Source organism: Nicoliella spurrieriana, from assembly GCF_023380205.1.
In the GTDB taxonomy this organism is placed as follows: Bacteria; Bacillota; Bacilli; order Lactobacillales; family Lactobacillaceae; genus Nicoliella; species Nicoliella spurrieriana.
Genome location: NZ_CP093361.1, coordinates 145,200 through 168,187 on the forward strand (window position 1 = coordinate 145,200; position 22,988 = coordinate 168,187).

Below are 22,988 nucleotides of genomic sequence, written 5' to 3' on the forward strand. Positions count from 1 at the left end.
CTACTTAACAGCATCTTTCATTTCAGAACTATCAGTCTTCGTCCGGTTCCCCATAAAGGTAATAATCGAACTAACTAAAATTACCAAGATTCCTACGATGGTATTGATCGAGAGCGTTTCATGTAAAATCAATAGTGCTAATACCGGTGCCAAGCCGGGCTTGATGAAAAACACCAACGAAGCCATTGAAACCCCGCCCCGATCCATTGCCAAGAAGTAAAACGCAAAACCACCGCCGGTAACACAAACACAGATAAAAAATAAAATCCAGAAATAATGCAATCCGACGTTTTGTAAAATCGGCACGTTAACAAACGATTTCATCCAACTGACCGACTTTAACCCGTTAGCAATTGCAGGAATCCTAAAGAATAAAATCAGTGCCAATAACTCAATGGATCCGGCGATAAAGGTGTAACTAGTCATTGTAATCCCATCAAAGCCACTGACCACAGAGGACCACCGGGAAACGATACTATAAAGACCAAAGGTCACTGCAGAACCCACCGCTAACGAAATGCCAAGCGGATTTGTCAGCTTAGCGGGATTAACAATGATTAATAGTCCTGCTATTGATAATAGCATTGAAATCAAATTCAAGCGACCAATTCGCTCCCTTAATATTAAGTACGCAAATAACAGTGAAAAAACCGGATTACAACTAAATAATACTGCTACGGTAGCTGCCTCATCATACTCAATTGCAATTTGATATAGGGTCATACTAACGATGACACATAGAAATCCAGTCAGGGCAAATATCAAAATATCACGAAGGTTAAACTGTTGCTCAGCGTCACGGCGATGTTTTAAAGCAATTGGTAGCAACACTAATCCCCCGATTAAAAATCGAATTAAATTTAATTGTAGGGGCGCAAACACTCCCTGAACACTCTTTAGAGCAATCTCCATTAAACTGAACATGAAAGTTGAAATAATCACATATAACAAGGTTCTTCGCAAAATAAATCCGCTTCCTTATCTAAAATTTTTGAACCAGGGTCATCAAGATTGGAATAACGAGCAAACTCATTAAGGTAGTCTCAGTTACCATTAAGGATGCATATTCATCATCAGCATCATATAGTTTAGAAACCACCGGTGCATTAGTCATTACTGGCATCGCTGATTGTAAAATAAAAACTTGTTTCATTAATACCGGCATTCCGGTAAAGGCCACTAATAGGGTCATTAATAATGGCGCCATAATGAAACGGCCCAAAAGGATTCCCCAGTTAAGTCGGTTAAACTTGACCTTTTTAATGTTGATTTTAGAAACCGCAATCCCGATAAAAATCATTGATAGTGGCGTGGTTAAACCACCCACGTATTCACAACTCTTAAAAACCGGTTTTAATACCGGCTTTAACCATTCAATATTTGGAATATTTAATAGGACCAGAATAACGGCAACGATAAATCCTAACAATGGTGGTGAAAATACCTTTTGGAGGGTTTGCTTTAGATTAAACTTACTGTCGGCATCACCATCGCGTTGAATCAAATAGACCCCAAGCGTCCAAAAAAAGGTCGTATTTGCCATATAGTACACTAATACATACGGCAAACTGCGGGCTCCAAATAATGCCAAATTAACGGGGAGTCCAACAAAAACGGTATTCGAATTAAAAAACATGGATTCGAACAACCCACGGTGAAATTTAGCCACCCCTAATGCACGAGCAACTGCTACTGAAGCACCAAACAAAATTAGCATTGAAACAACCGGAAATCTCAAATCAGGTAAAGTATGTAAAAGCTTACTTGCTGTAAATTTACCAGTAATGGTACTAATCATGTAAGCTGGTAGTGCTACCTGGGTAACCAGTTTTGCAATTAATTTTGCGGTCTTATCATCGAACCAACCCCGTTTTGCCAGGAAAAAGCCAAGTAAGATCATCAGTAAAATTACAACAATTCCAGAAATACTATCAATAAAAACTGCCAATCCACATCACTTCCTAATCAATAATTAATTTTAATCACAAACTGAATTATAGCATAAATTAACTAGCCATTTTCGGTAGTCAGCAAATGTTAAATATTAAATTGATATTAAATATTAACGACTAAAGTTGTGATTTATCCTGATTTTTTTTATAATTGCATACATATTGTTTAAAATTTAAAGTAAAAATTAAAAGAATATCAGTAATGGAGCAATTAATATGAATAACTCAAATCAAAATAGTGACTCTCAACGACGTGAAAATCGGACTCACTTTAAGAAGAAGACCCACAAGAAATTATGGACATTTGTTATTATCGTGTTAATTATCTTGACTGCTGGGCTAATTTATCTTTACAACGCTTATAACAGCGCTCAAAAAACATTTAACCAAACCTTTGAAGCTGGTGACACCAATAAATTAAGAAATGTATCATCAGTCATTAGCCAGGATAAGCCATTTTCTGTCCTATTATTAGGGACCGATACTGGTGCATTAGGTCGTGACGATACCGGGCGAACTGATACGATGATCGTTGCCACGATTAATCCCAAAAAAGAAAACATTTCATTGACCAGTATTCCACGTGATACTAAAGTCACCGTCCCTGGTGATTCACAACCATACGAAAAAATCAATGCTGCTTATACGATTGGTGGCCCATCAACGGCAGTGCAAACCGTCCAAAATCTACTAAATGTCCCCATTGATTTTTATGCCATCATCAACATGGGTGGCCTTGAAAAGATGGTGAATGCGGTTGGTGGCGTTGAAGTCAATCCGCCACTAACGTTTAAATATGGAGCCGCCAACGTAGTCAAGGGCCAAAAGGTTACATTAAACGGTAAACAAGCCCTTGATTATTCTAGAATGCGACATGAAGACCCCACTGGTGATTATGGTCGTCAAAAACGGCAACGTGAGGTTCTTCAAAAATTAGTATTAAAAGCAATGCAAATTTCATCATTACCACGTTATAAGACCATTTTAAGTTCATTAAAGGGGAATCTTAAAACCGATATTACATTTGATGATATGGTATCAATGCGGGCTCGTTATGGAGATGCAACCCATCATATTAAATCCGATACTCTTCAGGGTGAGGATGCAATGATTGATGGCATTGATTACCAGGTCGCACCAGAATCAGAATTATTAAGGGTTTCAAATTACATTCGTAAGAATCTAAACCTAAGCTCTATCAACAGTATTTCAGCAACCCAAAGTCAGACTGACGATGATGGTAGTGGTACCGACACTAATAGTTCCACCACTGACGGTACCTCAACTAATTCATCAACTGCTTATTAATTAAAAATAGTGCTAATCAAAAATGATTAGCACTATTTTTTAGTTAATATTAATTACTTAGTAATTTCGTCCATATCTAAGCCCAGCGCATCAGCAACCCGTTGTCCATATTCATGGTCCGCATTGTAAAACTGCCGAGTTTCTAAAACCTTATTTTCATGACTCTTAACACTCCCTAAGGTGCCCTTAATCGTGTCAATTAAACGGTCACGCTCTTCAGGGGTCATAACCCGGTATAACGCACCAGCATCAGAATAATAGTCAACATCGTAGGTTTTATAGGTATCAGCATTCCCCTCAACCGCAAATGGTTTGATATTTGCATGGGGATCTTCAACTGGCCCATTTTCGCCATTTGGTTCATAGTTTACAGCATTATCTTGATCCTGTGCCATAAAGCCATCCCGTTCATAGTTCTTAGGACGCCCATTTTTAGGCCGGTTTATTGGTAGTTGTTCGTAATTAGCACCTAACCGATACCGTTCAGCATCCTTATATGCAAATAACCGGCCCTGAAGTAATTTATCAGGTGAAGCTTCAATACCTGGAACCAAGTTTGCTGGTGAAAAGGCAGCTTCTTCAACGTCATCAAAATAGTTCGTTGGATTTTCATTTAATGTAAATTCCCCAACTTCTTGAAGCGGATAGTCAGAATGGTTAACCACCTTGGTAACGTCAAATAAGTCCTTCTTGTAGTTCAAGCCTTCTTCATAAGGAATAATTTGAACCATTACTCGCCACTTAGGAAAATCATTATTAGCGATGGCATCATAAAGATCATGCAATAAGAAGTCAGTATCCTTTGAAGCCGTCTTAGCAGCGGTTTCATTCGACATATTTTTAACCCCTTGTTCGCTAATAAAGTGGTATTTAACCCAGTAAGCCTCCCCCTTAGCGTTGACCCACTTATAGGTATGACTACCATAACCATTCATTTCACGGTAACTAGCAGGATTTCCACGATCACCCATTAAGTAGGTAACCTGGTGGACTGATTCTGGTGAATGAGCCCAAAAATCCCATTGCATATCCTGACTTCTTAAGTGGGTATCTGGTTCCCGCTTTTGAGAATGGATAAAATCAGGAAACTTTAGGGGATCATTAACAAAGAACACCGGAGTGTTATTCCCTACAATGTCATAGTTTCCGTCATTAGTGTAAAACTTCAACGCAAAGCCACGGACATCACGCTCAGTATCTGGATAACCAGATTCTCCAGCAACCTGTGAGAACCGAATAATCATTGGAGTTTCCTTCCCAGGTTGCCCAGTAAATAGGTCCGCCTTAGTATACTTACTCATATCGTGAGTTAGTTTAAAGAACCCCTTAGCACCAGCACCCTTAGCGTGAACGACTCGTTCTGGAATTCTTTCACGATTAAAGTGAGCTAATTTTTCAAGTAATTGATAGTCCTGTAATAAAACTGGACCCCGGTTACCAGCTGTTTGCGAATGATTATTGTCAGCCCAAGGTTGCCCTTCAGCAGTTTTAATTTTATCAGTCAAATAAACCACTCCTTTGGAATTAAACATATCTTACAAGTTATATTTACAAAGTAAATGGTAACACCGTGTCACTTTATTCACAAGTAAAAAGCATAAAAAAAGCTAGAGTATAAAAATACTCTAGCTTTTTTTATGATGCGGCCAAGAGGACTCGAACCTCCACCGGGAAAACTCCCGACAAGATCCTTAATCTTGCGCGTCTGCCAATTCCGCCATGGCCGCATGTGAAAATCAACATATATTAATATATCAAATATTCACGAAATAATCAACTATTTTTTATTATTCACCGCGAACGGTAGCCCCATCACGGTCTAAATCCATTACTCGCACCCGACCATCTAATCGTTCATCAGTCCGTAATTGATCACGTAATTTTAACAGCAGTTCCCGCTTCCCTAGCGATACAATTACTGGGCCGGTACCACTAATAAACGTTCCATAAATCCCTAATTGATGTGCAGCGGTCTTAATTAAATTTAAATTATCCTGATCCCGCTTTAGGTTTCGTTCGCCAAAGTAAGTGCCATCAATTAACTTCGCAGCAACTGGCCAATTATCATTTAATAATGCTGCTACTAATAAATTAGCATCATTACTAGAATCCAATGCAGATTGACCATCGATTTGTTTAGGCAGTTCGATTTTACCCACTTTACCCCGTGGCATCACAAACATCATTGCGGCAACATCCGGCATCTGTGACTTAATTGCAATTAGTTTACCGTCAATTACCTTCGATACCGTTAAATCACCCAAAAAGCCAGCTGCAACGTTTTCAGAATGTGCTTCAATCTGATTTCCAATTTGCATTTGTTCATCAATCGAAAGGTCTAAATTACCCAAAGCATTCGCAATCTTAATTCCAACGATTACAGCAGTCGTACTAGAACCTAAACCGTGTTCTACGGGAATATCGGACATTACTGTTAGCTGATGGGGGTGAATTTTAGGATCCAATCGAAGGATGGTTTGGACAATTAAGTTATGCTCATCATGGGGAATATTTTCACCCAACGCATGGTTAACCCGCCAATGGTCAGTTTCTTCCTCAACAATTACAGTATAGTAAAGGTGGAGGGCTAACCCAAGTGAATCAATTCCAGGTCCTAAGTTGGATACGGTTGCTGGTACTCGAATGATAATTTTACCCATTATAAATTCGCTCCTTTATGATGCCTTGTGATTAATCTTAACTTACCCCGACACTTACCACAAACAAATTTACTTGTATCCACGAATCGATTTCGTTGGTATTGTTGATGGCATTTTTGACACTCGTAGGTGTATCTAGGGTGATCGATTCGTGGTGCATAGCGCAATCCCCCAACGGCTTTAAGAAGTTGTTTAAACTCCTTCGTTTGGTGTTGACCACTAAAGCCAGCCATGTGCAAATGGTAGTGACATAATTCATGCTTAATTACCCCAATTAACGTTTCTTTTGAAAATGCACTTAGCATTTTGGGGTTGATTTCAATGTTGTGAGTTTGCAAATAGTAGCGACCCCCGGTAGTTCTTAGGCGACGATTAAAATAAATCCGGTGCTTAAACGGCCGCGCAAAATTTCTTTGCGAAATTTGTTCACAGAGTCGTTGTAATTCTTGATCGGACAATAATAAAATCCCCTCTTTGATTGATAGTATTAAATACGCGGTTATTTTATTATCCGACTATCAAAAAAACGGGTTTCCCCGTTTTTTATATTAACCCACTAAAATTTTTTGAGTGTATTTAATCACCCGTGCCACACTATCACCTTGTGCTGACTCAGAATCCTTAAATGCACCCTTATCAACGGTGTTTTCATCAACATTAATGCTATCGACCATTTCTTGACAAGCATCAGCATAGTCTGAATAAGCACCGACTAATAACTTATGCTTACCAATAACTCTTGCTGGCACCCCTAACACCTTTAATTTACGGAGCGTTTCCTTATAAAAAGTCGTCCCGTTTTGAAATTTATCCTTGGTTTCAGCTAGGTTAATTTTAGATAAGTCATCCTTATCTAATGCCTTCTTCAACGGTTCGTAATATTTAGCTAATTTTTCACCTGTTTTATCAGTTTCGGTAATTAGCTGTGAAACCGTTGGGACATAGTTACTCATTTTTGCACCCTTCATATTAGGATCTCCTTTATTTCCAGAATGTGGAATAGATATTTACGGGCAACTCCCGTTTATGTTCAGTCTTAATATACCAGTTTTCGATGATTTCTGCAGCCTTGGGGTCAATATCTTGCCCCTCAAGATAAGCGTCAATATCAGAATAGCGAACCCCAAGGGCGACTTCATCAGGCAATGCAGGCCGATCATCTTCCAAATCAGCAGTGGGCACCTTTTCATACAGGTGCTTAGGAGCATCTAATGCCGCTAGCAACATCTTGCCCTGCCGTTTATCTAACCGCCATAATGGTGTGATATCAGCAGCACCATCACCAAACTTAGTATAAAAACCAGTCACGGCTTCCGCAGCATGATCGGTTCCAACAACCGCACCGGAAGTTTCACCGGCAATTGCATATTGAGCAATCATGCGTTCACGGGCCTTAATGTTCCCCTTGTTAAAATCATCAATTTTAGGTCCAGCCTCCTCTACTGCAGTCACTGCAGCATCAGCCATGGGCTTGATATTAACTCGAATCGTCCGGTCAGCCTGCATGTATTTAATTGCTTCCATCGCATCTGCCTCGTCAGCTTGATTACCGTATGGCAACCGAACAGCAATGAATTGATATTCATTGTTACCGGTCTCAGCACGCAGTTCACTAACCGCCATTTGTGATAATTTACCAGCTAGCGTTGAGTCCTGACCGCCAGAAATTCCCAAAACCAATGTCTTTAAAAATGAATTTTTCTGCATGTAGGCCTTTAAAAATTCAACACTGTTCCTGATTTCCTGTTCTGGATCAATCGTTGGTTTTACCTTTAATGCATCAATAATTTTTCTTTGTAATGGTCTCATTGACATGCCCTCCAAAGTCTAAATGATTAATAATTTAGGTGCTGAACGTAATTATGAACCGATTCAATTAAGTTCATTTTATTATCCCAACACTTCTTAGATAAGTCGACTGGATAATCCTGTGGATTCATTTGACGCTTATACTCAGGCCATAGTGATGCTAAAGCTTGATTGGCATGGGCTTGAATTTCAACTAAGCTAGGCATTTTATAAACTAGCTTTCCGTTTTCAATAATGGTTCTTAGTAGTGGGGTAGCTTCGAAATCAGTTAAGGTCTTGTTAATATAGGTAAATTGAGGATGGAACATATATAAACTATCTTGGTGCCGTGGATCTTCATCACTCAGTGCAATGTAATCACCCTCAGATTTACCATCTGATTGCTTATTAATTCGCCATACCTGTTTCTTACCAGGAGTCGAAACCTTAGCCGCATTGTTAGAAATTTTAATCGTATCACGCATTTGACCATCGGATTGTTCAACGGAAACCATTTTATAAACGGCTCCTAATGCTGGTTGATCAAATGCAGTAATTAACTTCGTACCAACTCCCCAAACATCAATCTTAGCATCCTGCATCTTTAAACTAGTAATTGTGTTTTCATCTAAATCGTTAGAGGCAATAATTTTAGTATCCGTGAAGCCTGCATCATCCAACATTTCACGAATCCGTTTTGAAAGATATGCCATATCACCGGAGTCAATTCTAACCCCCGCAAAATGAATTTGATCGCCCATTTGTTTAGCGACCTTAATCGCATTGGGAACCCCACTCTTGATCGTATCGTAGGTATCAACCAAAAAGACACAATCATGGTGGGTCTGCGCATATGCCATAAATGCATCGTAATCATGACCGAATGTTTCAACTAGCGAATGGGCATGCGTTCCACTAACCGGAATCCCAAATGATTTACCAGCCAACACATTGGACGTCGAATTAAAACCACCAATAAATGCAGCTCGCGTCCCCCAAAGTGCCGCAGCAGTTTCTTGGGCTCGCCTAGTTCCGAATTCCATTAGTTGATCATCACCAGCAGCCTGTCTAATCCGAGAGGCCTTAGTAGCAATTAAGGTTTGATAGTTAACAATGTTTAAAATTGCAGTTTCCACTAACTGACATTCTGCTAAACTACCCTCAACCTGCATAATTGGCTCGTTATTAAAAACTAAGTCCCCCTCCTGAGCGGATCTAATCGTTCCCTTGAATTTAAAATGGCTTAAAAAATCTAAAAACTCGGGGGTATATTCACCATGCTCAGCTAGGTACTTAATATCATCATCTGTGAAATGAAGATTATTAATATAGTCAATTACATGCTCTAAGCCAGCGAAAACAGCGTAACCATTTTCAAACGGCATTGTTCTAAAAAATACTTCAAAGACAGCCCGGCGGTTCTCCATTTTTTTGGAAAAGTAGGTCTGCATCATATTGATTTCATAGTCATCAGTATGGAGTGTTAAATTCGTATAGTCCTTAAGTGACATTTCTATCTACACCTCAAAATAATCTTTGATAAAGTTGATTCATCAATTATAATTAACATTATACATTGAAAGGATGGTTTTCTTGAACGATAAGTTAAAAAGAACCACAATTTTAAATATTTCATATATTAATACTAACTTTACCCATTTTCTAAAGATTATTCAAGCTAGAATTAACAATCGGGAAAATACGTTTATCGCAACCGTTAATCCCGAGATTGCTTATTATGCGCACCAAAATCCAAAATATCAATCGATCATCAACGATGCTGATTTTGTAACGCCAGATGGCATCGGGATCATTAAAGCGGCCCAAATCATTCATCAACCCATTCAATCAAGAATTACGGGATTTGACGTTTTTAAGGCCATCTTAGCATGGGGAAGTCAAAATCATAAATCAGCATACTTTGCGGGTGCTAAACCCAACGTAATTGCTGATTTAAAAGCAGTGCTAAAGGATGAGTATCCTGGTATCAAAATCAGTGGCATTCGTGACGGTTATTTTCAGGATAATCAAGTGGTTGCCGATGAGATTAACGCCACTCATCCTGACATGGTCTTTTTAGCCCTTGGTTCACCTAAACAAGAGGAGTTCATTCATCAATACCGTCATATTAATAACGGGCTATGGATTGGATTAGGGGGCAGCTTTGACGTCCTTTCAGGAAATACCCAACGTGCTCCGCAGTTTTGGATTAATCACCACTTAGAATGGTTATACCGATTATTAAAGGAGCCCAGTCGCCTTCCCCGAATCATGGTAATTCCTAAGTATTTAAAATTAGTGCGAAAATCAAAATAAAGTCGTTGTTGAATTGAAATCAACAACGACTTTATTTTTCGAGATAAAATTCAAAGCGACTACCAACGTATTGGGTCCGAACATATTCGAACGGCTGCCCGTTTTGTAAGTAGGTTAATTGCCGCAATCTTAAAATGGAGTCACCTTTTTTTATATCTAAATAATTCGCAATCCGTTCAGATGCTAGCATTGCGGAGACCGTTTGGTGAGCCTTTCTAGGAAAGAGTTCCTTCTTTTCTTCTAAGGCACGATAAAGCGAGCTAGTAACGTCCGACTTACTTAATCCATCAACCACGGCTTCTGGAACGGTAGCGACCTCAAAGCAAATTGGAATGCCATCGCCGTATCGAATGCGTTCCATTCTAAGGACACGCTCATTTTGACCAATTTTTAAGCGTTCCATTTCACTTAACGATGGTGCCATTACATGGTATGAAATCGTTTTACTGGATGGCCTTTTCCCCTGTGATTCCATAATATCAGTAAAACTAGTAACCCCAGACATTTTTTCTTGCACCTTGGAATTAGCCACGAAGGTGCCGGAGCCAACCCGTTGCTCTAAGATCCCTTCATCTACCAAAGTTTGGACCGCTTGGCGAAGTGTCATCCGACTAACGTTAAAAAAACCAGCTAATTCACGCTCGGAAGGAATCCGATCACCAATTAACCATTCTTTATCTTCAATTTTACGTTTAATGACATTATGAATTTGAATATAAATTGGTGAACTCAACTTATTGATCCCCTCCGCGTATTAATACCTTAATTATAGAACAATTAAATCATAAAGTATCCATTGAAATTAAAAAAGCTGATTAACATATTAGTTAATCAGCTTGGGATTGGGCTAGCTGGGTTCGAACCAGCGCATCACGGGATCAAAACCCGTTGCCTTACCACTTGGCTATAGCCCAATAATATGGAGGGGAGTGGATTCGAACCACCGAACCCGAAGGAGCGGATTTACAGTCCGCCGCGTTTAGCCAGACTTCGCTACCCCTCCGTAATGTAGAAGTATCGTCTTAAACGACAATTAATATAATACCTAAATACAGCTCAATAGTCAATAGTAAAATTCAATTTTTTGAATTATTGTTGATTAATCAACTGTATTATGCCGGCTGCAGGACTTGAACCTGTGACCCTCGGTTTACGATACCGATGCTCTACCAACTGAGCTAAGCCGGCATGTGATAATAACAGAAAAGTGCTAACAAAATCGTTAGCACTCTATCAAACTGTGGCATAACTCCGGCAGGCGGGCTCGAACCGTCGACAACCTGATTAACAGTCAGGTGCTCTACCAACTGAGCTATGCCGGAATAATTGCGTGGCAACGTCCTATCCTCGCAGGGGGCGATCCCCCAACTACTTTTGGCGTGCGAAAGCTTAACTACTGTGTTCGGCATGGGAACAGGTGTATCCTTTCGGCCATCATCACCACACAAGTTTAATTGTGAAGAACTTCGTTCTCTCAAAACTAGATAATATTTTATTCTTCCGTGAGAACAACCTTACTTGGTTAAGTCCTCGACCAATTAGTACTAGTCCGCTCCATGCATCACTGCACTTCCACTTCTAGCCTATCTACCTGATCATCTTTCAGGGGTCTTACTTCCATAAAGGAATGGGAAATCTCATCTCGAGGTGGGTTTCACACTTAGATGCTTTCAGCGTTTATCTCATCCATACATAGCTACCCAGCGATGCGCCTGGCGGCACAACTGGTACACCAGCGGTATGTCCACTCCGGTCCTCTCGTACTAAGAGCAGCTCCTCTCAAATTTCCTACGCCCGCGACGGATAGGGACCGAACTGTCTCACGACGTTCTGAACCCAGCTCGCGTACCGCTTTAATGGGCGAACAGCCCAACCCTTGGGACCAACTACAGCCCCAGGATGCGATGAGCCGACATCGAGGTGCCAAACCTCCCCGTCGATGTGAACTCTTGGGGGAGATAAGCCTGTTATCCCCAGGGTAGCTTTTATCCGTTGAGCGATGGCCCTTCCATACGGTACCACCGGATCACTAAGCCCGACTTTCGTCCCTGCTCGACCTGTAGGTCTCGCAGTCAAGCTCCCTTCTGCCTTTACACTCGTCGAATGATTTCCAACCATTCTGAGGGAACCTTTGGGCGCCTCCGTTACTGTTTGGGAGGCGACCGCCCCAGTCAAACTGCCAACCAGACACTGTCTCCCACCACGATCAGTGGTGCGGGTTAGAGTGTTCATACAGCGAGGGTAGTATCCCACCAATGCCTCCATCGAGACTAGCGTCCCGACTTCTATGGCTCCTACCTATCCTGTACAAGCTATACAAACACCCAATATCAAGTTACAGTAAAGCTCCATGGGGTCTTTCCGTCCTGTCGCGGGTAACCTGCTTCTTCACAGGTATCTCAATTTCACCGAGTCTCTCGTTGAGACAGTGCTCAGATCGTTACGCCTTTCGTGCGGGTCGGAACTTACCCGACAAGGAATTTCGCTACCTTAGGACCGTTATAGTTACGGCCGCCGTTTACTGGGGCTTCGTTTCTGGGCTTCGCCGAAGCTAACTCATCCACTTAACCTTCCAGCACCGGGCAGGCGTCAGCCCCTATACTTCATCTTACGATTTTGCAGAAACCTGTGTTTTTGATAAACAGTCGCCTGAGCTTTTTCACTGCGGCTGCACATAGTGCAGCACCCCTTCTCCCGAAGTTACGGGGTCATTTTGCCGAGTTCCTTAACGAGAGTTCACTCGCTCACCTTAGGATACTCTCCTCGACTACCTGTGTCGGTTTGCGGTACGGGTAGTTAACTACTAACTAGAAACTTTTCTCGGTAGTGTGACGTCAACGACTTCCCTACTAAATTTCGGTCCTCATCACACCTTGTCAACCCGGAATTAAGCATTTGACTCAATCCCTGACTTAGTGCTTGAACATTCATATCCAACAGAATGCTTCGTTTAGCCTCCTACGTCCTTCCATCGGTCAAACATAGTTAACTAGTACAGGAATCTCAACCTGTTATCCATCGCCTACGCCTCTCGGCCTCGGCTTAGGTCCCGACTAACCCTGGGAGGACGAGCCTTCCCCAGGAAACCTTAGTCATATGGTGGATCAGATTCTCACTGATCTTTCGCTACTCATACCGGCATTCTCACTTCTAAGCGCTCCACCAGTCCTTACGGTCTGACTTCATTGCCCTTAGAACGCTCTCCTATCACGTAACAAAGTTACGTCCACAATCTCGGTAATATGCTTAGCCCCGGTAAATTTTCGGCGCAGGATCACTCGACTAGTGAGCTATTACGCACTCTTTAAATGGTGGCTGCTTCTGAGCCAACATCCTAGTTGTCTATGCAACTCCACATCCTTTTCCACTCAGCATATATTTAGGGACCTTAATTGGTGGTCTGGGCTGTTCCCCTTTCGACGGTGGATCTTATCACTCATCGTCTGACTCCTGGATATAAATCAATGGCATTCGGAGTTTATCTGAATTCAGTAACCCAAGACGGGCCCCTCATCCAAACAGTGCTCTACCTCCATGATTCTAAACTCCAAGGCTAACCCTAAAGCTATTTCGGAGAGAACCAGCTATCTCCAAGTTCGTTTGGAATTTCACCGCTACCCACACCTCATCCCAGCACTTTTCAACGTACACGGGTTCGGCCCTCCGGTGTGTTTTACCACACTTTCAGCCTGGACATGGGTAGATCACCTGGTTTCGGGTCTATCACAACATACTCGAACGCCCTATTCAGACTCGCTTTCGCTACGGCTCCGATTTTTCATCTTAACCTTGCATGTTATCATAACTCGCCGGTTCATTCTGCAAGAGGCACGCTATCACCCATTAACGGGCTCTAACTGCTTGTAGGCACATGGTTTCAGGAACTATTTCACTCCCCTTCCGGGGTGCTTTTCACCTTTCCCTCACGGTACTGGTTCACTATCGGTCACTAGGGAGTATTTAGCCTTGGGAGATGGTCCTCCCGGATTCCGGCAATGTTTCACGTGTATTGCCGTACTCAGGATCCTGAACTGAGGGAATTAGATTTCGTCTACAGGGCTATCACCTTGTGTCGCAGAACTTCCCAGATCTTTCGACTATCTAATTCTTTGGTAACTCAAATGTTCAGTCCTACAACCCCACCGAGTAAACTCGATGGTTTGGGCTGTTCCCCGTTCGCTCGCCGCTACTGAGGGAATCGAATTTTCTTTCTCTTCCTGTGGGTACTTAGATGTTTCAGTTCCCCACGTCTGCCTTTTGATGAGTATGAATTCGTCATCAAATAATAATCGATCAAGATTATTGGGTTTCCCCATTCGGAAATCTCCGGATCAAAGCTTACGTACAGCTCCCCGAAGCATATCGGCGTTAGTCCCGTCCTTCATCGGCTCCTAGTACCAAGGCATCCACCATGCGCCCTTAATAACTTAACCTATTACCACGAAGTGGTATTTGGTTAATTGAGTAAATACGAATAAACTATTTAAAAAACTCAAAATAACGCGGTGTTCTCGGTTGAAATTGTATTTAATACAATTCAATAATTTGGAAAAATTAAAATATTATCTAGTTTTCAAAGAACCAAGTTTGAGAGTAGACCTCTCAAAACTAAACAAAACTATGACTGTGCAAGGTTCCGAATTATTCCTTAGAAAGGAGGTGATCCAGCCGCAGGTTCTCCTACGGCTACCTTGTTACGACTTCACCCTAATCATCAGTCCTACCTTAGGCGGCTTGCTCCTCAAAAGAGGTTACTGCACCGACTTTGGGTATTACTAACTCTCATGGTGTGACGGGCGGTGTGTACAAGACCCGGGAACGTATTCACCGTGGCATGCTGATCCACGATTACTAGTGATTCCAACTTCATGCAGGCGAGTTGCAGCCTGCAATCCGAACTGAGAACGGCTTTAAGAGATTAGCTTGACCTCGCGGTTTCGCGACTCGTTGTACCGTCCATTGTAGCACGTGTGTAGCCCAGGCCATAAGGGGCATGATGATTTGACGTCGTCCCCACCTTCCTCCGGTTTGTCACCGGCAGTCTCACTAGAGTGCCCAACTGAATGCTGGCAACTAATAATAGGGGTTGCGCTCGTTGCGGGACTTAACCCAACATCTCACGACACGAGCTGACGACAACCATGCACCACCTGTCATCCTGTCCCCGAAGGGAACGGCTAATCTCTTAGCTTTGCAGGAGATGTCAAGGCCTGGTAAGGTTCTTCGCGTAGCATCGAATTAAACCACATGCTCCACCACTTGTGCGGGTCCCCGTCAATTCCTTTGAGTTTCAACCTTGCGGTCGTACTCCCCAGGCGGAATGCTTAATGCGTTAGCTGCGGCACTAAAGGGCGGAAACCCTCTAACACCTAGCATTCATCGTTTACGGCATGGACTACCAGGGTATCTAATCCTGTTTGCTACCCATGCTTTCGAGCCTCAGCGTCAGTTACAGACCAGACAGCCGCCTTCGCCACTGGTGTTCTTCCATATATCTACGCATTTCACCGCTACACATGGAGTTCCACTGTCCTCTTCTGCACTCAAGTTTCCCAGTTTCCGATGCACTTCTTCGGTTAAGCCGAAGGCTTTCACATCAGACTTAAGAAACCGCCTGCGCTCGCTTTACGCCCAATAAATCCGGACAACGTTTGCCACCTACGTATTACCGCGGCTGCTGGCACGTAGTTAGCCGTGACTTTCTGGTTAAATACCGTCACGATGTGATCATTTCCTATCACACCCGTTCTTCTTTAACAACAGAGTTTTACGAGCCGAAACCCTTCTTCACTCACGCGGCGTTGCTCCATCAGACTTGCGTCCATTGTGGAAGATTCCCTACTGCTGCCTCCCGTAGGAGTATGGGCCGTGTCTCAGTCCCATTGTGGCCGATTACCCTCTCAGGTCGGCTACGTATCATTGCCTTGGTAGGCCATTACCCCACCAACAAGCTAATACGCCGCAGGTCCATCCTAAAGTGATGCAAACGCATCTTTTAAACAAAAGCCATGCGGCTTTTGTTGTTATGCGGTATTAGCACTTGTTTCCAAATGTTATCCCCCACTTTAGGGCAAGTTACCTACGTGTTACTCACCAGTTCGCCACTCACTTCGATGTTAAGTCAAGTCAATGCAAGCATCAACTATAATTAACGGAAGTTCGTTCGACTTGCATGTATTAGGCACGCCGCCAACGTTCGTCCTGAGCCAGGATCAAACTCTCATCTTATGATGAAAAGCTTAACGTTAGCTCTTCTTAGTTTTGTTACTTTAAAGCGAATTGACTTCGCATAAGTTTTTGTACCTCATATTAAATATGAAGTTCCTTACACATTTTTGTCATAATTTTGTTCAGTTTTCAAAGATCTACTTTAACGTGTCGCTCTTAACGACAACTATTTAATAATATCAAATTGCCAACTGAATGTCAACAACTTTTTAAAATTAATTGTTAACTAACTTAAATCCAGCAGCCAATTGGTTGCTATCAATTTGTTAGCATTAACTACTATACAAGTCTTAACTATAAAAGTCAACACATAAAACAAAAAAAGATGAGATTTTTTCAATCTCATCTTTTTTAAAGAACTAATTATTATTTTCTGGTTGTGAATTGTCCTCTGGACGCATCGTTGGGAATAAAATCACATCCCGAATCGATTCAGCATCGGTCAATAACATTACTAACCGATCAATTCCAATTCCTAGCCCCCCAGTTGGTGGCATCCCGTATGATAATGCTTCAACAAAATCTTCATCAATTCCCTGGGCTTCATCATTTCCGGCAGCCTTTTCAGCAGCTTGAGCCTCAAACCGTTGTCTTTGATCGATTGGATCGTTCAACTCAGTAAAGGCATTTCCATATTCAGTTCCGGCAATGTAAAGTTCGAAACGGTCAGTAAAACGAGGATCGTCAGCATTTTTCTTCGCCAATGGTGAGATTTCAACTGGATGTCCATAAATAAAAGTTGGTTGTTTAATGGTATCTTCAACAAATTGTTCGAAGAACGCATTAATAATGTGTCCTACCTTCCAGTAATCTTCATATTTAACATCATGTTCATCAGCAATCTTGCGGGCATCTTCAACGCTCATTTCCTTCCAGAAATCAACACCGGTAACTTCCTTAATTGCATCGACCATGTGTTTACGTGCAAAGGGCTTACTAAAGTCAAGTTCTTGGCCCTTGTAAGTAACCTTTCCATCATCAGTAACTGCATTTGCAGCAGCTTTAAAGATTCCTTCGGTTTCATCCATTACATCCTTAAAATCAAAATATGCAATGTATGATTCTAATTCAGTAAACTCAGGGTTATGGTTAGGATCCATCCCTTCATTTCTAAAGACCCGACCAATTTCATAAACCCGTTCCATTCCACCAACGATTAAACGCTTTAATGGTAATTCTAGGGCAATTCTAAGGTAGAGATCAATATCCAAAGCATTGTGGTGTGTAATAAATGGACGTGCGTTCGCACCCCCAGCTTGGGCATGCAGAACTGGCGTTTCAACTTCAGTACAGTCCATTTCATTATCAAGATAACTTCTAACTGCAGAAATAATCTTAGTCCGCTTTTGGAAGCGGTCAAAACTTTCCTGGTTAGAGATTAAATCCAGGTACCGTTGACGATACTTTTGTTCCTTATTTTGTAATCCATGGAACTTATCTGGTAATGGCCGTAATGCCTTCGATAAGAACGTAATGTGAGTAGCTCGAATGGTCAATTCACCCATGTCGGTCTTAATGATGTCACCCTCCACTCCAAGGTGGTCACCAATATCAGAACGTTTAAAAATGTGGTAGTTTTCCTCACCAACAACGTCCTTCCGTACGTAAATTTGAATCCGGCCGGTCCGGTCCTTAATATCTGCGAACCCAACCTTCCCCTTACCACGCTTAGCAACCATTCGACCAGCAATTACTGCTGTTTTACCTAATTCTTCAATGGCCTCTTTGCTTAAATCATTAAATTCATCATGAAGTTGCTTTGCTAAGTAAGTTCTTTTGAACGCATGACCAAAGGGATCAATACCCTCTTGGCGAAGCTCGTTCATCTTATCAAAACGAACGCGCATTTGATCATTCATTTCTTTTGCCACAATAAAACCTCCGTTTATTTGTTAGAACGGGTAAATTTCCCACTCATAACCTATCTAATCAATAGTATTATATCATTTTTTAAAATTGCTTGCGATTGTAAACCAAATTAAGCCATTCTAGTTACCCGCCGTGCTTGTTTTTCAACAAATCGATCAAAAATAGCATTCATTTCAGCTTCGGTATTAGCATTGTTCAAGGCAGCGCGGGCACGGGCTGAGTGTGAAATTCCCTTTAGGTAATATGCAGCTTGCCCACGGAATTCACGTGGTGCCACATTATCACCCTTTAGCTCAACTAACCGGTGTAAGTGTTCCTTTGCAGTTTGGATTTTTTCTTCAACGGTCGGTTCAGGTAATAATTCACCAGTATCCAAATAGTGGGTCGTTTGTTTTAAGATCCATGGATTCCCTTCAACTGCTCTCCCCATCATTACAGCATCTGCACCCACTTCTTCAAGCATTTGCTTAGCTTCTTGCGGAGTTCTAACATCACCATTGCCCATAAATGGAATCGAGATGTGGTTTGCTACTTCGTGTAACACATCCCAATCAGAATGCCCTTGATACATTTGCGCACGGGTCCGACCGTGCATAGCAAGTGCAGAGATCCCAGCTTCTTGAGCAGCAAGTGCATTTTCAACCGCATAGATGTGATCACGATCCCAACCAGTCCGCATCTTAAGGGTAACTGGCTTATCGACCGCACTAGTAACTGCTTTCGCCATTTCATAAATTTTATCTGGATCCAAGAGCCACTTAGAACCAGCATCGGTTCTAACCACCTTATTGACGGGACAACCCATATTAATATCGATAATATCAGCGTCAGTTTGTTGATCGATAAATTCAGCAGCTTGAACTAACGTTTCCTTACTACCACCAAAAATTTGAATACTCATTGGGTGTTCCATTGGGTCGACACCAATCATGGTCATCGTCTTTTTGTTCCGATACATTAATCCACGATCAGAAATCATTTCACAAACTACTAATCCAGCCCCGAATTTTTTACAAATAATTCTGAATGCCGAATTAGTAACTCCTGCCATTGGAGCGACTACGACCCGGTTAGGAATCTCAATGTTACCAATTTTCCAACTATCATTTTTCATAAAAAGTTCTCCTTATTTTTTTGCTTCATTATCATCTTTTTGTGCATCTAATTCCACCCGTTTTTCACTAACGGCTAAAATTGATTTTAATTCTTCTTCATCATAATTATAACGGGCTCCACAAAAATGGCAAATTAATTCCGCACCATGGTCTTCAGCAATGATTGCCCGCAGTTCGTCCGGACTGACCCGTGATAATGACTTTGCAAACCGCTTTTTAGAGCAGTTGCAGGTAAATTCAACCGGTGTATCAGTTAGGTATTCCAAATTATCTTCACCAAAAATTAAATTTAAAATATCATTAGGTGATTGTTGAGATAACAATAGTTCAGAAACCATTGGAATCTGCTTAAGCCGTTTTTCAAGCCGATCAATTGCAGCATCATCTGCATCTGGAAGGGTTTGAATTAAATATCCACCGGCCACCTTAATTGAATTATCGTCATTGACGAAGACGGATACCCCAACTGCAGATGGAATTTGCTCCGATTGCGCAAGGTAGTAAGTGAAATCATCACCAATTTCACCAGATGCAAGGGGCACACTACTAGAATAAGGTTCGTCGCCACCCATACTCTTCATTACCTGCATAAAGCCGTTGACCCCCACTGCTTTTCCAACGTCAATTTTATGAACCCGATTAAGTGGTAGATGGACATGCGGATGCTGAACGTAGCCCTTGACATGCCCATTTGCATCGGCATCGACCATAATCGTCCCCACGGGGCCGCCACCGTTAATTTGAATCGTCATTGTTTCTTGACCCTTCAAAACGGAAGCAGATAATAACAAGCCCCCCACTAACGTTCGCCCTAGCGCAGCAGATGATGCGCTCCAGGTTGCTTGCCGTTTTTGTGCCTCGGCCACTACCCCCGTAGCGTCAATGGCATAGGCCCTAAACATTCCATCCTTAGTAATGCTTTTGACTAAATGATCATTTTGCATATTAAAAATCGTCCTTTCATTTTAAATCTATTATATATAAAAATATATATAAAAAACGTGAGTGTAAACCATAACCCACGTTTTTTAATTTCATATTAAGCTTTATCGTTATCGTCATGATCAGCATCATGATTAGAATCATCTTGTTGCTTTGCTTGTTGATCAGCTTCTGATTCAAACTGTTGATCACGAGCCCGTTCTTGCTTATCCTTTTCTTCCTTCGTTTGTTCGAAGGTAGCAGCTTCACTAGGGTACTCGCTATCCTCTGTTGGCATCTTACCAGTCTTATAAAGGCTGATAATTTGCTTTTCATCAAGGGTTTCGTACTTCAACAATGCGTCAGCAATGACCTTATGTTGTTCACGGTGTTCCTCAATGATCTTTCTAGCGGTTGCATGCCCCTCGTTAATAATGCGCCGTACTTCTGAATCGATTAAAGCAGCGGTTGCATCAGAATAACGTGGCTGAGCGTAAGGCTCTTGGGTCGGACTTTCGAGTTGAACCGTTCCCAGTTTATCACTCATTCCGTACTGTGTAACCATTGCCCGGGCGATGTTAGTTGCTTGTTCAAAATCATTTGAAGCTCCAGATGACTCGGAGTTAAAGATAATTTCTTCAGCAGTCCGACCACCCATTAATCCAGCAATTTGTTCCATTGCATTTTTCTTAGATAGTAACTGTTGGTCTTCCTTCGGTAACATAATTGCATATCCACCAGCACGGCCCCGTGGAACGATGGTTACCTTATGAACGACCCGTGCATCATTTAATACTAACCCAACAATTGTATGCCCGGCTTCGTGATTAGCGACCGTTCGTTGTTCTTGTTGGTTAACAACGTGGTTCTTCTTAGCAGGACCGGCAATTACCCGGTCTTCTGCTTCGTCTAATTCAGCGGGCCCGATTAACTTCTTATCACGTCGAGCAGCTAGTAAAGCAGCTTCGTTTAATAAGTTAGCCAAATCGGCCCCCACAAACCCAGGGGTTTGTTGAGCAATTGCATGTAAATCAACGTTATCGGCCAATGGTTTGCCCTTGGCGTGCACCTTAAGGATGGCTTCACGGCCCTTAATATCTGGACGACCCACTAATACCTTCCGGTCAAATCGACCCGGTCTAGTCAAAGCGTTATCCAAGACATCAGCACGGTTAGTCGCTGCGATCACAATTACCCCTTCATTACCACTGAACCCATCCATTTCAACTAGCAATTGGTTAAGGGTTTGTTCACGTTCATCATGACCACCACCGGTGCCTGACCCCCGCTTTCGACCAACGGCATCAATTTCATCAATAAAGATGATGGCAGGAGCAGCTTTCTTAGCCTGTTCAAACAGGTCACGAACCCGGCTGGCTCCGACCCCTACGAACATTTCTACGAAGTCAGAACCAGAAATTGAGAAGAATGGTACGTTTGCCTCACCGGCAACCGCCTTCGCTAATAACGTTTTTCCAGTTCCTGGAGGCCCTTCCAAAAGGACCCCATGTGGAATCGTAGCGCCAAGCGATGAATACTTCTTTGGGTTCTTTAAGAATTCAACCACTTCAACTAATTCTTGTTTTTCTTCATCTTCACCAGCAACGTCTGAAAAACGAACTTTGTTTTCCTTACTATCAGTTGGTTTAGCCTTACTCTTGCTAAACTTCATGATGCCGCCACCACCACCACGACCGGCTTGGTTCATCATCGTGTAGAAGAAAAATACCAACAGGATCATTGGTAGGATGTATACAATTATATTTAACCAAATACTATTTGATTCGGCAGGCTTCACGCTCATTTTAGTATCAGAGCGATTAGCTGCCTTATTAACTTCTGAAACAGAAGCATTATTCTTTAAAATCGTAGTTGAAAAATTAGTTACCTTGGTACTCTTGGGCGCCCCTAGAGTAAAGGTGCTCTTGTTAGAATTACTTGCGGATTGAGCGGTGCGATATTCACCAGTAATCTTATAAACACCACCAGAAGGCTGTACAGAGAAATTCTTAACTTTTTCCGATTTTAATGAACTTATGAATTGACTCGATTGGATTTGTTGAGTCTGACCGCTATTGCCATTACCACTGACGAAGTAGAGAACCCCGATCAATAACATGGCAATAACAATATAGAACAGACTACTTCGGAATAGTCCGTTTTTATTGTTTTTCATTAAATGCCTCCTAATTTGCTGATCACGATTATGGGTTAAAACAACATAATCGTAAACTTATTTTACAAAAAATAATAATACCATGATTTTTTAAAATCAACTAATTTTTTGTTTGATAAACTTCGGGCTTTAATACCCCAATGTATGGTAGGTTCCGATACTTGCCTTGATAATCAAGTCCATAGCCCACTAAAAATTCGTTTGGAACATCGATTCCAACGTAATCCACCGGAAGCGGCTCAATTCGTGCTTCTGGTTTATCGACCAGCGTACACATCTTAATGGAATTAGCACCACGATCATTTAATAAATCCTTGATGTAGTTTAATGTCCGGCCGGTTTCGATGATGTCTTCAACAATGATTACATCCCGCCCCTTAACATCACTATCTAAGTCCTTAATTAACTTAACCGTTCCTGAAGATTGAGTGCCACCATTATAACTAGACACATCGATAAAATCGATTGATAAGTACAAGTCCATATAACGAACAACATCGGTCATAAAGAAAATGGCACCGTTCAATACCCCTACCACCAATGGTTCCTTACCTTGGTAATCCTTAGTAATTTCCTCACCAAGTCGCTTACAAACTTGCTGAATGTGCTTTTGATCACAGACAGTTTTCAATATGTCGTTATTCATGGAATTCTC

At 41.8% G+C, this 22,988-nt stretch carries 16 protein-coding genes, 5 tRNA genes and 3 rRNA genes; 2 read left to right on the forward strand and 22 right to left on the reverse strand.

The genetic code is table 11. The features are described from left to right. Both MOO44_RS02310 and MOO44_RS02315 read right to left on the reverse strand, forming a co-directional pair. A complete protein-coding gene (locus MOO44_RS02310; RefSeq protein WP_260116830.1) occupies positions 1–963 on the reverse strand; it encodes a DMT family transporter in 963 nt (320 codons plus the stop codon). Between the two features lie 19 nt (positions 964–982). Further along, complete coding sequence (locus tag MOO44_RS02315; RefSeq protein WP_260116831.1) at positions 983–1,948, reverse strand: AEC family transporter; 966 nt, start codon at positions 1,946–1,948, stop codon at positions 983–985. A gap of 220 nt (positions 1,949–2,168) precedes the next feature. On the opposite strand from MOO44_RS02315, the gene MOO44_RS02320 reads away from it, so the two are divergent. After that, a complete protein-coding gene (locus MOO44_RS02320) occupies positions 2,169–3,260 on the forward strand; it encodes an LCP family glycopolymer transferase (protein ID WP_260116832.1) in 1,092 nt (363 codons plus the stop codon). 53 nt (positions 3,261–3,313) lie between these two features. Here the strand turns inward: MOO44_RS02320 and MOO44_RS02325 are convergent, their stop codons facing one another. The 7 genes from MOO44_RS02325 to MOO44_RS02355 all read right to left on the reverse strand — a co-directional run bounded on the left by MOO44_RS02325 (position 3,314) and on the right by MOO44_RS02355 (position 9,219). Then, positions 3,314–4,765: a catalase gene (locus tag MOO44_RS02325; protein ID WP_260116833.1), complete on the reverse strand. Its 1,452-nt coding sequence runs from the start codon at positions 4,763–4,765 to the stop codon at positions 3,314–3,316. 136 nt (positions 4,766–4,901) lie between these two features. Next, a tRNA-Leu gene (locus tag MOO44_RS02330) sits at positions 4,902–4,987 on the reverse strand. 60 nt (positions 4,988–5,047) lie between these two features. After that, on the reverse strand, positions 5,048–5,920 hold the full coding sequence (locus tag MOO44_RS02335; RefSeq protein WP_260116834.1) for a homoserine kinase: 873 nt from the start codon (positions 5,918–5,920) through the stop codon (positions 5,048–5,050). Next, on the reverse strand, positions 5,920–6,378 hold the full coding sequence (locus MOO44_RS02340; protein WP_260116835.1) for a SprT family protein: 459 nt from the start codon (positions 6,376–6,378) through the stop codon (positions 5,920–5,922). Before MOO44_RS02340 ends, MOO44_RS02335 begins: the two co-directional genes overlap by 1 nt. Positions 6,379–6,468: 90 nt before the next feature. Then, positions 6,469–6,873: a hypothetical protein gene (locus tag MOO44_RS02345; protein ID WP_260116836.1), complete on the reverse strand. Its 405-nt coding sequence runs from the start codon at positions 6,871–6,873 to the stop codon at positions 6,469–6,471. A 28-nt stretch (positions 6,874–6,901) separates the two neighbouring features. Continuing rightward, entirely contained in the window at positions 6,902–7,729 is an 828-nt protein-coding gene (gene nadE, locus MOO44_RS02350) for an ammonia-dependent NAD(+) synthetase (protein WP_279306813.1), read from the reverse strand. A 26-nt stretch (positions 7,730–7,755) separates the two neighbouring features. After that, positions 7,756–9,219 carry a nicotinate phosphoribosyltransferase gene (locus MOO44_RS02355; RefSeq protein WP_260116838.1) on the reverse strand — a complete coding sequence of 488 codons (1,464 nt, stop codon included), beginning with the start codon at positions 9,217–9,219 and terminating at the stop codon, positions 7,756–7,758. Positions 9,220–9,301: 82 nt separating this feature from the next. Between MOO44_RS02355 and MOO44_RS02360 the strand changes: the two genes are divergently transcribed. Further along, positions 9,302–10,024 (forward strand): WecB/TagA/CpsF family glycosyltransferase, encoded by a 723-nt coding sequence (locus MOO44_RS02360; protein WP_260116839.1) that lies wholly within the window; start codon positions 9,302–9,304, stop codon positions 10,022–10,024. Positions 10,025–10,055: 31 nt separating this feature from the next. Here MOO44_RS02360 and MOO44_RS02365 read toward each other — a convergent pair whose 3' ends face one another. The 13 genes from MOO44_RS02365 to hpt form a co-directional block, all read right to left on the reverse strand. Next, positions 10,056–10,757 carry a GntR family transcriptional regulator gene (locus MOO44_RS02365; protein ID WP_260116840.1) on the reverse strand — a complete coding sequence of 234 codons (702 nt, stop codon included), beginning with the start codon at positions 10,755–10,757 and terminating at the stop codon, positions 10,056–10,058. A 109-nt stretch (positions 10,758–10,866) separates the two neighbouring features. Then, positions 10,867–10,938 (reverse strand) — tRNA-Gln (locus MOO44_RS02370). Positions 10,939–10,944: 6 nt separating this feature from the next. After that, positions 10,945–11,027, reverse strand: a tRNA-Tyr gene (locus MOO44_RS02375). 112 nt (positions 11,028–11,139) lie between these two features. Next, positions 11,140–11,212: transfer RNA gene (locus tag MOO44_RS02380), tRNA-Thr, on the reverse strand. 61 nt (positions 11,213–11,273) lie between these two features. Continuing rightward, positions 11,274–11,346, reverse strand: a tRNA-Asn gene (locus tag MOO44_RS02385). 6 nt (positions 11,347–11,352) lie between these two features. Continuing rightward, positions 11,353–11,469 (reverse strand): 5S ribosomal RNA (gene rrf / locus MOO44_RS02390). A gap of 73 nt (positions 11,470–11,542) precedes the next feature. Continuing rightward, positions 11,543–14,457: ribosomal RNA gene (locus tag MOO44_RS02395) — 23S ribosomal RNA — on the reverse strand. Positions 14,458–14,676: 219 nt separating this feature from the next. After that, positions 14,677–16,252 (reverse strand): 16S ribosomal RNA (locus tag MOO44_RS02400). The 16S, 23S and 5S rRNA genes sit together here with 4 tRNA genes alongside, the layout of an rRNA operon. A 359-nt stretch (positions 16,253–16,611) precedes the next feature. After that, positions 16,612–18,111, reverse strand: coding sequence for a lysine--tRNA ligase (lysS, locus tag MOO44_RS02405; protein ID WP_260117282.1), 1,500 nt, complete (start codon positions 18,109–18,111; stop codon positions 16,612–16,614). Between the two features lie 119 nt (positions 18,112–18,230). Next, positions 18,231–19,235, reverse strand: coding sequence for a tRNA dihydrouridine synthase DusB (dusB, locus tag MOO44_RS02410; RefSeq protein ID WP_260116841.1), 1,005 nt, complete (start codon positions 19,233–19,235; stop codon positions 18,231–18,233). Positions 19,236–19,247: 12 nt separating this feature from the next. Next, positions 19,248–20,180 (reverse strand): Hsp33 family molecular chaperone HslO, encoded by a 933-nt coding sequence (gene hslO / locus MOO44_RS02415; RefSeq protein ID WP_260116842.1) that lies wholly within the window; start codon positions 20,178–20,180, stop codon positions 19,248–19,250. A 95-nt stretch (positions 20,181–20,275) separates the two neighbouring features. Next, positions 20,276–22,333: an ATP-dependent zinc metalloprotease FtsH gene (ftsH, locus tag MOO44_RS02420; protein WP_260116843.1), complete on the reverse strand. Its 2,058-nt coding sequence runs from the start codon at positions 22,331–22,333 to the stop codon at positions 20,276–20,278. Between the two features lie 100 nt (positions 22,334–22,433). Continuing rightward, a complete protein-coding gene (hpt, locus tag MOO44_RS02425; RefSeq protein WP_260116844.1) occupies positions 22,434–22,979 on the reverse strand; it encodes a hypoxanthine phosphoribosyltransferase in 546 nt (181 codons plus the stop codon). Positions 22,980–22,988: the final 9 nt, after the last annotated feature.

Coding starts and splice junctions, on each gene's coding strand:
- MOO44_RS02320 (WP_260116832.1), top strand. CDS start 2,169: ATGAATAACTCAAATCAAAATAGTGACTCTCAACGACGTGAAAATCGG.
- MOO44_RS02335 (WP_260116834.1), bottom strand. CDS start 5,920: ATGGGTAAAATTATCATTCGAGTACCAGCAACCGTATCCAACTTAGGA.
- MOO44_RS02345 (WP_260116836.1), bottom strand. CDS start 6,873: ATGAGTAACTATGTCCCAACGGTTTCACAGCTAATTACCGAAACTGAT.
- nadE (WP_279306813.1), bottom strand. CDS start 7,729: ATGAGACCATTACAAAGAAAAATTATTGATGCATTAAAGGTAAAACCA.
- MOO44_RS02355 (WP_260116838.1), bottom strand. CDS start 9,219: ATGTCACTTAAGGACTATACGAATTTAACACTCCATACTGATGACTAT.
- lysS (WP_260117282.1), bottom strand. CDS start 18,111: ATGAATGATCAAATGCGCGTTCGTTTTGATAAGATGAACGAGCTTCGC.
- dusB (WP_260116841.1), bottom strand. CDS start 19,235: ATGAAAAATGATAGTTGGAAAATTGGTAACATTGAGATTCCTAACCGG.
- hslO (WP_260116842.1), bottom strand. CDS start 20,180: ATGCAAAATGATCATTTAGTCAAAAGCATTACTAAGGATGGAATGTTT.
- ftsH (WP_260116843.1), bottom strand. CDS start 22,333: ATGAAAAACAATAAAAACGGACTATTCCGAAGTAGTCTGTTCTATATT.
- hpt (WP_260116844.1), bottom strand. CDS start 22,979: ATGAATAACGACATATTGAAAACTGTCTGTGATCAAAAGCACATTCAG.